Source organism: Mycobacterium sp. E1214, assembly GCF_001666755.1.
Lineage (GTDB): Bacteria > Actinomycetota > Actinomycetes > Mycobacteriales > Mycobacteriaceae > Mycobacterium.
This window is the reverse complement of the sequence record NZ_LZJC01000112.1, coordinates 1-10,585: the sequence shown is the minus strand read 5'-3', so window position 1 is coordinate 10,585 and position 10,585 is coordinate 1. Positions and strand designations below refer to the sequence as shown.

Below are 10,585 nucleotides of genomic sequence, written 5' to 3'. Positions count from 1 at the left end.
AACTCACCGGTCAAGAAATCCGGCGGGTTGAGGATCTCGTTCATGTGGGCCATGTTCGGATCGAAGTACGCGGTGGTGAAGAAGGTTTCCCCGATCCTGCGCAGCGTCAGGTCGAAGGTGGTGAACACGTTGAGATAGTCACCGCGCACCGCCTGCTTGATGCCGTAGTTGGGGAACGGGAAGGTCAACAGGATCTGCAGCGAGGTGATGAAGTTCTTCCGGTTGTCGTTGAGCGCCTTGACCACCGCGTACAGGTCCTTCAGGTCGGCGGCGAAGTCGCTCTTCGTCTTGGCCAACACGTTCGACGTCACGGTCGCCAGCTTCTTGAGGGCCGCGAAGGCCTCGACGATGTGGCCGCGGTTCTTGTTCAGCACGCGTAACGCCTCGGGCAGCGTGTCCAGCGCCCGGGCCAGGTTGTCCTTGTCGCGGGCCAGCGTCGCGGAAAACCGGTTCAGGCCGTCCGTCGCGTCGATGATGTCGCCGACCTGCTGGTTGAGGCCGGCGGTCAGCTCCGCCAGCCGCGGCATCAGGTCGACGAACTGGTCCTGACGCCCCGCGACCGCCTGGTAGGTCTCGTCGGTGATCTCCTCCAGCGCGCCTACATTGCCCTTGTTGACCACCACCCCGAGCGCGGACAGCACCTCCTCGGTGGTCGGGTAACGACCGGTGTTGGCCTCGGCGATCTTCGAACCGTCGGTCAGCCGGCCGACCGCGGGCTTGTTCTTCGGGCGCGCGAGGTCGATGTGCATGGACCCCAGCAGCGATGTCTGCGCCACCGTCGCCGTCGAATTGGCGGGCAGGACAACGTTTTTGTCCAAGGCCAACTTGACCGCCGCGTAGAACGACCCGTCGGCGCGCTGTTCGGCGGCGATGCCGGCAACGCTGCCGACGGTGACGTCGTCGACCATCACCGGGGAGTTCTGCGGCAGCGTCGCCACATCGGGCAGTTCCACCGTGATCGAGTAGGCGCCGCTGCCGTGCCCGGCGGTGCCCGGCATGGCCAGCGAATTCAGCCCGCTGAACTGGCAGCCGGCCAGCAAGGCGCTGCCCATCGCGAATACGCCGGCACGCAACAACATTCGCCTCATCCGCCGCTCCCGGGTGTGGCGGGCGGCGGCGCCGCTTGACCAGGCGGCGGCGCCGCTTGGCCGGGCGCCGGGCCCGGCCGTGGACCAAACGCGCTCCCCGGGGCGGGCTCCGCGTTGCCCAACGCCGGCGCGGGGGCCGGCGCCTGCGCGCTCTGCGGGGGCGTCGGGACCAATAGGGCCTGCAGGTCCGCCGGGTTCTGCGACGCCGGCGGGGTCTGAGTGCCCTTGGCGGGGATCCAGGTCAGCTGCGGGACCGGGGTCGCCGACTTGGCCTGGGTCTCCGGGGTGTCGTAGATGATCTGGCCCTTGTAGGCCGTGATCGTGTTGAGCGGGTGGAACATCAGCGGCGGATAGTTGACGGTCAATCGGCGCAGCACCGGACCCAACCGTTCCCGGCACAGTTCGGCCCGCTTGAAGTACTCGGGCGCCCGGATGCCGGCGGCGGTCTCGAAGGAACCGCCGCAGATGAACTGCACGGGGTTGGCGAATTCCGGTATGGACAGCAGGCCGTTCAGCGTGCCCTGTGCCGGGTCGTAGATGTTGTAGAAGTTCGAGATGCCCGGCCCCGCCACGTGCAACACCTGCTCGATGTTGTCGCTCTGGTCGCTCAGCGTCTTGGCGAAGTCGTTGAGGTTGTTGACGGTGTCGATGATCGTCGAGTTGTTGTCGTGCAGGAAGCCCCGAACGTCGGAGAGCGCCTTGTTCAGCGTCCCCAGCGTGGTGTCGAGGTGACGCGAGCTGTCGGCCAGCACCTGAGACACCGAGGCGACACTGCCGGCGAATTGGACGATCTGGTCGTTGCTGGCCGAGAGCGCGTTGACCAGCACCTGCAGGTTCTTCACCGTGCCGAAGATGTCACTGCGCGAATCCCCAAGGCGCCCAGCGGCTTGCGACAGCTCGCGCAGCGCGTTGTGGAACGAGTCGCCCTTGCCGTCGAAGGTGTCGGCGGCCTGGTTGATGGCGGCGCCCAGCGGCCCCTGCATCGACCCGGTGGTCGGACCGAGCTGAACCGCCAGCTGGGTGAGCGACTCCTTGACCTCGTCCCACTCCACCGGCACCGCGGTGCGGTCGGCACCGATGCTGGCGCCGTCGGGCAGCGTCGCCCCACCCGTGTACGCGGGGGTCAGCTGGATGAACCGCGCGGCCACCAGGTTCGGGGACATGACGATGGCCTTGACGTCCTTCGGAATCTTCACATCCTTGGACACCGACATGGTGATCTTGACGTTCGCGGGCTCCGGATCGATCGTGTCGATCGTGCCGACCGGAACGCCGAGGATGCGGACCTGGTCACCGGGGTACAGCCCGACGGCGGACGCGAAGTAGCCGACGATCTTGCGGTTGTTCCCTTGAGAGGTCAGCACATACACGCCACCGACCAACACCGCGACGAGCGCGATGATGGTGGCGTAGCGCAGCCCCCTGCTCCGGGCGGCCCGGCCCATGACGTTTCGCATCACGGCGACTTCGGCCTGATGACCCAGCGCTCCTGGATCAACCCGCGCAGGTAGTCGGCCAGGCTGGCCGGCATCTTGCCCGGCTGGTAGACGAAGTCGAACATCGTGGCCAGCAGCGGCGCCGGGATCACCCCGTAGACGTTGACGTTGAATCCCGGCCCGGAGCCGACGACCTCGCCCAGCTCGGTGGCGTAGGTGGGCAGCCGCTTGAGCGCCTCGGTGATGTAGTCGCGGCGCTCGTTGAGGTCGCTGAGCACGTCGTTGAGCTTGCTCAGGGCGGGGCCGAACTCTTTGCGGTTGTCGGCGACGAAGCCCGAAATCTGTTGGGAGAGGCCCTGGATGCCGCCGACCAGCTGGCCGATCGCGGCGCGCCGCTCGTCGAGCGCCGCAAACAGTTCGTTGCCGTCGTCGACCAGCTTGTTGACCTGCTCCGCGCGCTGGGACAGCACCCCGGTCACCGATTTCGCGTGCGCCAGCAGACCTTGCAGCGCCTCGTCGCGGGTGTTGAGGGTCCGCGACAGGGAGGTCACGCCGTCCAGCGCGCCGCGCAGCTCGGGTGTCGCGTCGTGCAGCGTGTCGGTCAGCACGTTCAAGGCCTGCTCGAACTGCGGCTTGTCCAGATTGTTCGCGTTCTGGCCGAGGTCCTCCAGCGCGCCGGCCAGGGTGTAGGGCGTCGTGGTGCGGCTGAGCGGGATGCTGGTCGTCTTGCCACCGCCGGCCGGTGTCACCGCGATGGACCGCTCGCCGAGGATGGTGTCGGTGCGGATGGCGGCCAGCGACTGGTCACCCACCGCGACGTGCCGGTCGACGCTGAAAGTGATCTTGGCGCTGTCGCCGGCCAGCCCCACCGAGGTCACCTTGCCGACCTTCAGGCCCGAGACGTACACGGAGTTGCCGGGGTTGATGCCGCCCGCGTCGGTGAAGTAGGCGTCGTAGGTCTTGCCCTGCGGGTAGAACGGCAGCCCGGCGTAGCCGAACGCGATGAGCACGACGCACACCACCAACACCACGCCGAAGATGCCGGTGCGCAGCGGGTCGCGTTCGTGCGAAGGGTTATTTGACAAAAGCGCACCTGCCCTTGCTCGGGTCTACCTGACCACCGAGCGGCAACAGGATGTCGCCGCCGGCCGGGCCGTTGATCTTGATGGTCACCGAGCAGAAGTAGATGTTGAAGAACGAGCCGTAGGCGCCGAGCGCCGCCAGCCGCAGGTAATCCTCGCCAAGCTGCTCGACGTCGTTGTTGACCTCGGCCTTGCGGTTGTCGATCTCGGTGGCCAGCGGGCGGGTGTTTTCCAGGATGCCTTGCAGCGGCCGGCGCGAATTCTTCAGCAGGTCCGTCAGATCCGTCGTGGTCGACGCCAGCGGGGGGATGGCACCGGCGATGTCGTCCTTGTTCTTGGCCAGCCCGCTGATCAGCTGCTGCAGTTGATCGACGCTGGCGGAGAACTTCGCGCTGCGCTCGTCGACCGTCTTGAGCACGGTGTTGAGGTTGTTGATGACGTCACCGATGAGTTGGTCGCGCTGGCCCAGCGCCGAGGAGAACGCGCTGGTGTTGGCCAGCACGTCGGACAGCGCCCCGCCCTGACCCTGCAGCAACTGGATGACGGCGCTGCTGATGGTGTTGACCTTGTCGGCGTCCAGGCCCTTGAGCACCGGCCGCAGCCCGCCGAGCAGCGCGTCGAGGTCCAGCGCGGGCTGGGTGTGCGCGGCGTTGATCGTGCCACCGTTCGGCAGCCTGCGCAGTTCGCCCGGCCCGGAGGTGATCTCCAGATACCGGTCCCCGACCAGGTTTTCGTAACGGATCACCGCGCGGGTCGACGAGTACAGCGTGTAGCGCTTGTCGACCCCGAATTTCACGTCGATCGTGTTGTCCGGGTTGAGCTTCACACCGGAGACCGCGCCGACCGGCACGCCGGCGATGCGGACCTTGTTGCCCGACTTCAACCGCGACACGTCGGTGAACGTCGCGTGGTAGGTGCTTTCGGGGCCGAACCGGAAATCGCCGAACACCACCACCAGGGCCGCGGACACCAGCAGCATGGCGACCGCGAAGACGCTGACCTTGATCATCATCGAGCGGTGCGACGGCATTCCTCCCGGAGCGGGCATCAGAAGTCGTCCCGTTCCGCGAAGGCACCGTGGAACAGGAACTGCAGGGTCGAGGGGGCGTCGAACTGCAGTTCGGTGAACGGCTCGTACGGGATGTTGGCGTTGTCGGTCACCAGGAACGGCGCCCGGTACCACGACCCGCCGTGTTGTTTGTTCGGGATGTCCGGCAGGCCGCGGCAATTCGGGCCTCCGGTGCCGTTCACGATCGGCAGCGATTCCGGGTAGGTGTACGCGGGTGCCCCGAGCACGAAGCTCGACGAGGTGAACAGGCCCGCCTTCCGGACACCGAGGATGGGGCCGAACTCCTTGAGGCCGCGGTCGATTCCCGAGAACAGGCAGCCGAACTCCGGCGAGTATTCGGAGGCCACCTTCAAGGGGGCCCGCAGCCGGTTGATGGCGTCGATGAAGTCCTGCTCGGCCGGCGCCAGCGTCTCATAGGCGTTGTTGGCCAGCCCGATCGTGGCCAGCAGCGTGTCGTTGAGGTTGTTCTGCTGGTCGACGACGGTCTTGTTGATGGTCGGCAGGTTGTCGAAGACGGTGTTGAGGTCGGGCGCCGCGTCGGCGTAGGTGTTGGTCACCACCGCGGCCTTGCGGAAGTCCTCCTGCAGGGTCGGCAGCTTCGGGTTGGCCTGGCGCGCAAGGGTATTGAGGCCCGACAGGATTCCGCCGAGGTCGTCGCCGTGGCCACGCAGGCCTTCCGAGAACGCGCTGAGCGTCCCGTTGAGTTCGACGGGGTCGATCTTGTGCAGCAGGTCGATCAGCGACTGGAATAAGGTGTTGACCTCCAGCTGCACGGCCGACGCCGCGACGTGGGCGTCGGGGCGCAGCGCGGTCGGCGAGGGCGACGCCGGCGGGATGAACTCCACCGCCTTCGCACCGAAGATGGTGTTCCCGGCGATGTGCACGGTCGCGTTGGACGGGATGTAATGCAGGTCGTCGCTGTTGATGCCGAGGATCAGCCGCGCCTGGTCACCGGAGTAGTCGATCGTTTCGACCTTGCCGATTTGGATGCCGCGGTATTTGACCTTGGCGCCCTTCTCCATCACCAGCCCGGCGCGGGGCGCCGCGACGGTGACCGTGTCGATCGACGCGAACGCCGCCGTATAAGAGAGGTAGGTCAGCACGGCGAAACCCACCATCAGGCTGGCCAGTATCGCGGCGGCCAGCCGGACGGTGGTGCGCTTCGTTCCCGTTTCTGCCATGACTGTGTAAGCGGTCCTCTTATCCGGAGAGGTTGAAGTTACCGGACGCTCCGTACACAGCGAGCGAGATGAACAAAGTAATGACGACCACGACGATCAGCGATGTCCGCACCGCCTGACCGACCGCGATGCCCACGCCCACCGGCCCGCCGCTGGCGTTGTAGCCGTAATAGGTGTGCACGAGCATCACCGCGATCGACATGACGATCGCCTGCAGAAACGACCACAGCAGGTCCGAGGGGATCAGGAACGTGTTGAAGTAGTGGTCGTAGAGCCCCTTGGACTGCCCGTTGATGTACACCGTGGTGAAGCGGGCGGCGAAGAACGCGGCGAGCACCGACAGCGAGTACAGCGGGATGATCGCGATGAGCCCGGCGATCAACCGGGTCGACACCAGGTAGGACACCGAGTGCACGGCCATGCATTCGACGGCGTCGATCTCCTCCGACACCCGCATGGCCCCCAGCTGGGCGGTGGCGCCCGCGCCGATGGTGGCGGCCAGCGCGATGCCCGCGATCACCGGCGCGACCACCCGGACGTTGAGGAACGCCGACAGGAACCCCGTCAGCGCCTCGATGCCGATGTTGCCCAGCGACGAATAGCCCTGCACGGCGATGACACCGCCGGAGGCCAGGGTCAGGAAGGCGGCCACACCGACCGTCCCGCCGATCATCACCAGCGCGCCGGCGCCCATGGTCATCTCGGCGATCAGCCGGACGGTTTCCTTGCGGTAGCGGGTCAGCGCGTTGGGGACGTACCGAACGGTTTGGCCGTAGAACAGCGCCTGTTCGCCGAAGTCGTCGACGGGCCCCTGGAACCGGGAGAAGAAGCGGCGAAAGCGCAGCGTGGCGTCATAGCTCATCGGTGGTCACCCGCTCACTTCGCCGAGATTCGGACGCCGATGGCGGTCATCACCACATTGATCACGAAGAGGCAGATGAAGGCGTAGACGACGGTTTCGTTGACCGCGTTGCCGACGCCCTTCGGACCGCCCTTGACGGTGAGACCGCGGTAGCACCCCACCATGCCGGCCATCACACCGAACAGCAGGGCCTTGACCTCGGCCAGCACCAGCTCGCGCAGGCCGGTCAGCACCGTCAGCCCGTTGATGAAGGCCCCCGGGTTGACGCCCTGCAGGAAGACGGAGAACACGTAGCCACCGGAGAGGCCGATGGCGCAGACCAGGCCGTTGAGCAGCAACGCCACCACCGTCGACGCCAGCACCCGGGGCACGACGAGCCGTTGGATCGGGTCGATGCCGAGCACCCGCATCGCGTCGATCTCTTCCCGGATGGTGCGGGCGCCCAGGTCGGCGCAGATCGCGGTGGCCCCGGCACCGGCCACGACCAGCACCGTGACCACCGGACCCAGCTGGGTGATGGTGCCGAACGCGGTTCCGGCGCCGGACAGGTCGGCGGCGCCGATCTCGCGCAGCAGGATGTTGAGCGTGAAGGCCACCAGCACCGTGAACGGGATGGACACCAGCAGGGTGGGCAGCAGCGAGACCCGCGCGATCATCCACGTCTGGTCGAGGAACTCACCGAGTTGGAACGGCCGGCGAAACGCGGCGCGGGCGGTGTCGATCATCATTTCGAAGAACCCGCCGACGGCGCGCGCGGGCACCGCAAGTTGTTCGATCAACTTGAGTCCCCCCTCAGCTGCTCACGGCGAAGTCTAAGTGTTGCTTATGCGATGTCGTCAGTCACACGCCGACCCGTGTGAGCCGGATCATATTAACTCAGAACGACTTCACCGTGTCAATGAACGGAATTAGTTTGTCCGAACCGTTAACACAGCAGGTCAGAACCACTTGTCACGTGTCAAACTGAAACACGTTCTACCTGGTCCGGAGCCTTTCGGAGGTCAATTCGCCGCCCTATTGCTCCATCAACGCGGACGCCGCGAAATTTCGCTCAGGGTCACGGCCAGCAAAGTAGTTCTGCAGCGTCGCGCTCAGCTCCGCGGGCTCCCAGGCGGCCCCGTCGGCGCTGAATCGGTGCTCCGCGGTGGGCGCGGCAACCAGCGTCACCTGGGGCCCGTAGACGATGAACACCTGACCGTTGACCTCCGCGGCGGCCGGGCTCGCCAAGAACTTGACGAGGCTCACGACGTGCTCTGGCGACAACGGGTCGACGCCACCCTCCCCGGCGTCGGGGCCGGGGCCGAACACGTCGGCCGTCATCGCGGTCCGCGCCCGCGGGCAGATCGCGTTGGCGGTCACGCCGTAGCGGCCCAGCGCTCGCGCCGCGGTCAGGGTGAGCGAGATGATGCCCGCCTTGGCGGCGCCGTAGTTCGCCTGCCCCACCGGACCGACCAACCCTGCCTCCGACGCGGTGTTGACGATGCGGCCGAAGACGGTCCCGCCCGCCTCCTTGGCCTTCGACCGCCAGTAGGTGGCGGCGTTGCGGGTCAGCAGGAAGTGACCCCGCAGGTGGACCGCGATCACCAGGTCCCACTCCTCGTCGGACATGTTGAACAGCATCCGGTCGCGGGTGATCCCGGCGTTGTTGACAACGATGTCGAGACCGCCCAGCCCGTCGGCGGTGGCAACCAGCTCGTCGGCCGTCGAGCGTTCGCTGATGTCGCCGGCCACGGCGACGGCCTTGGCGCCGGTGGTATTGATCTCATCGATGACGTCGGAGGCGTCCAACGCGGCCGCGATGTCGTTGACGACGACGGTGGCGCCCTGGCGGGCTAAGCCGAGCGCCTCGGCGCGGCCCAGCCCCGCGGCCGCGCCGGAGACCACCGCGACCTTTCCGGACAGATCGGTCGCGTTCGTGTTGGCTCCCGGCGACGATGCGGACCGCGGAGCGGTCTGAGGAGAAGCCGGGTCAAAAGGCCTAGTCAATTTATGAATACCTCTAGTTGTCGGTGACGGTGCGGTCAGTCGCCGCGTAGCAGCGCGGCGCGCGGGCACTCGGCGATGGCTTGCTCGGCCAATTGCTCCCGGTCGGCGGGAATCGGGTCGAGCTTCACGACGGCGTAGTCCTCGTCGTCCAGGTCGAAGATATCGGGAGCGATTCCCAAGCACACCGCGTTACCTTCGCACCGGTCACGGTCCACGATCACCCGCACAGCACCCTCCTTGAGCCAGGCCATCATTCCGAGGACACGCCCCATCGGCGTGTAGGACCACCATAGGGCCCCGGCGCGTCTGGCAAAACGGTCGCTGGATTCCCAGACTAGAACGTGTTACAACCGGGAAGGCGAACGGGTGGCCGTTGGTCGAGCCGCGGAGTGTGACGTGGCATTACGGGCGAGACGTTAGCGAAGGACGGCTGAAATGCGCATCAGTTACACCCCGGAACAGGAGGAGCTGCGCCGCGAGCTGCGGTCGTACTTCACCACGCTGATGACGCCCGAGCGCCGCGAGGCGCTGACCTCGACGGAGGGCGAGGTGGGGACGGGCACCGCGTACCGCGACACCGTCGCCCAGATGGGCAAGGACGGCTGGCTCACCCTGAACTGGCCCAAGGAGTACGGCGGCCAGGACCGCTCGGCCATGGACTCGCTGATCTTCACCGACGAGGCGGCGATCGCCGGCGTGCCGGTGCCGTTCCTGACGATCAACAGCGTGGCGCCGACCATCATGGCCTTCGGCACCGAAGAGCAGAAGAAGTTCTTCCTGCCCAAAATCGCGGCCGGCGAGCTGCACTTCTCCATCGGCTATTCGGAGCCCGGCGCCGGCACCGACCTGGCGAACCTGCGCACCAACGCGGTCCGCGACGGCGACGACTACGTCATCAACGGGCAGAAGATGTGGACCAGCCTCATCGCCTACGCCGACTGGGTCTGGCTGGCGGTGCGCACCAACCCCGAGGCCAAGAAGCACCGCGGCATCTCCATGCTGGTGGTGCCGACGACGGCCGAGGGCTTCTCCTGGACCCCGGTACACACCGTGTCCGGCGTGGACACCAGTGCCACCTACTACTCCGACGTGCGGGTCCCGGTGACGAACCTGGTCGGCGAGGAGAACGGCGGCTGGAAGCTGGTGACCAACCAGCTCAACCACGAGCGGGTCGCCCTGGTGTCCGCGCAGCCGATCTTCCTGGCCCTGCGGGAGGTCCGGGAGTGGGCGCAGAACACCAAGGACGCCGGCGGCGCCCGGCTCATCGACTCCGAGTGGGTGCAGATCAACCTGGCGCGGGTGCACGCCAAGGCCGAGGTACTCAAGCTGATCAACTGGGAGCTGGCGTCGTCCGAGGGCGAGGCCCTCTCCCCCGCCGACGCGTCGGCGGCCAAGGTTTACGGCACCGAGCTGGCCACCGAGGCCTACCGGCTGCTGATGGAGGTGCTGGGCACGGCCGCGACGGTGCGCCAGAATTCGCCGGGCGTACTGCTGCGCGGCCGGGTCGAGCGCATGCACCGGGCCTGCCTGATCCTGACCTTCGGCGGCGGCACCAACGAAGTGCAGCGCGACATCATCGGCATGGTCGCGCTCGGCCTGCCGCGGGCCAACCGCTGAGCAGAAGGACGGACGTTCATGGATTTCACGACAACCGAAGCGGCGCATGACCTCGGCGGCCTGGTCGACACCATCGTCGACTCGGTGTGCACCCCGGAACACCAGCGCCACCTCGACGGGCTCGAGCAGCGGTTCGACCGGGACCTGTGGGGCAAGCTGATCGACGCCGGCATCCTGACCAGCGCCTCGGCGCCCAGCACCACCGACTCCAGGTAGGGCACCGCGGCCAGCTGGTGGCCCAGCGCGACGAGGATGGCGATCTGC

Annotated in this window: 9 protein-coding genes and 2 pseudogenes; 2 read left to right on the top strand and 9 right to left on the bottom strand. The window is 66.9% G+C overall.

The genetic code is table 11. From position 1 onward, the window contains the following. The 9 genes and pseudogenes from A5700_RS15965 to A5700_RS15925 all read right to left on the bottom strand — a co-directional run. Positions 1-1,088 (bottom strand): MCE family protein (locus A5700_RS15965; RefSeq protein WP_068204841.1); only part of this gene is annotated, 1,088 nt, incomplete at its 3' end. Then, on the bottom strand, positions 1,085-2,545 hold the full coding sequence (locus tag A5700_RS15960) for a virulence factor Mce family protein (protein ID WP_068070205.1): 1,461 nt from the start codon (positions 2,543-2,545) through the stop codon (positions 1,085-1,087). The genes A5700_RS15960 and A5700_RS15965, both read right to left, overlap by 4 nt. Further along, positions 2,545-3,609 carry a virulence factor Mce family protein gene (locus A5700_RS15955; protein ID WP_068070176.1) on the bottom strand — a complete coding sequence of 355 codons (1,065 nt, stop codon included), beginning with the start codon at positions 3,607-3,609 and terminating at the stop codon, positions 2,545-2,547. Before A5700_RS15955 ends, A5700_RS15960 begins: the two co-directional genes overlap by 1 nt. Next, positions 3,599-4,654, bottom strand: a complete 1,056-nt coding sequence (locus A5700_RS15950; protein ID WP_068070175.1) for an MCE family protein — start codon at positions 4,652-4,654, stop codon at positions 3,599-3,601. The genes A5700_RS15955 and A5700_RS15950 overlap by 11 nt, the downstream gene beginning before the upstream one ends. Next, complete coding sequence (locus tag A5700_RS15945; RefSeq protein ID WP_068070174.1) at positions 4,654-5,856, bottom strand: virulence factor Mce family protein; 1,203 nt, start codon at positions 5,854-5,856, stop codon at positions 4,654-4,656. Before A5700_RS15945 ends, A5700_RS15950 begins: the two co-directional genes overlap by 1 nt. Positions 5,857-5,875: 19 nt before the next feature. After that, a complete protein-coding gene (locus A5700_RS15940; protein ID WP_068070173.1) occupies positions 5,876-6,718 on the bottom strand; it encodes an ABC transporter permease in 843 nt (280 codons plus the stop codon). A gap of 14 nt (positions 6,719-6,732) precedes the next feature. After that, positions 6,733-7,497: an ABC transporter permease gene (locus A5700_RS15935; RefSeq protein WP_068070172.1), complete on the bottom strand. Its 765-nt coding sequence runs from the start codon at positions 7,495-7,497 to the stop codon at positions 6,733-6,735. Between the two features lie 235 nt (positions 7,498-7,732). Further along, positions 7,733-8,635 (bottom strand): annotated as a pseudogene (locus A5700_RS15930) (3-oxoacyl-ACP reductase); the annotation flags it as partial. Positions 8,636-8,739: 104 nt separating this feature from the next. Further along, positions 8,740-8,931, bottom strand: coding sequence for a ferredoxin (locus tag A5700_RS15925; RefSeq protein WP_068070204.1), 192 nt, complete (start codon positions 8,929-8,931; stop codon positions 8,740-8,742). A gap of 208 nt (positions 8,932-9,139) precedes the next feature. Here A5700_RS15925 and A5700_RS15920 point away from each other — a divergent pair, with 208 nt between their 5' ends. After that, positions 9,140-10,321 (top strand): acyl-CoA dehydrogenase, encoded by a 1,182-nt coding sequence (locus A5700_RS15920; protein WP_068070170.1) that lies wholly within the window; start codon positions 9,140-9,142, stop codon positions 10,319-10,321. Positions 10,322-10,339: 18 nt separating this feature from the next. Beyond that, positions 10,340-10,519, top strand: a pseudogene (locus tag A5700_RS15915) (acyl-CoA dehydrogenase); the annotation flags it as partial. Positions 10,520-10,585: the final 66 nt, after the last annotated feature.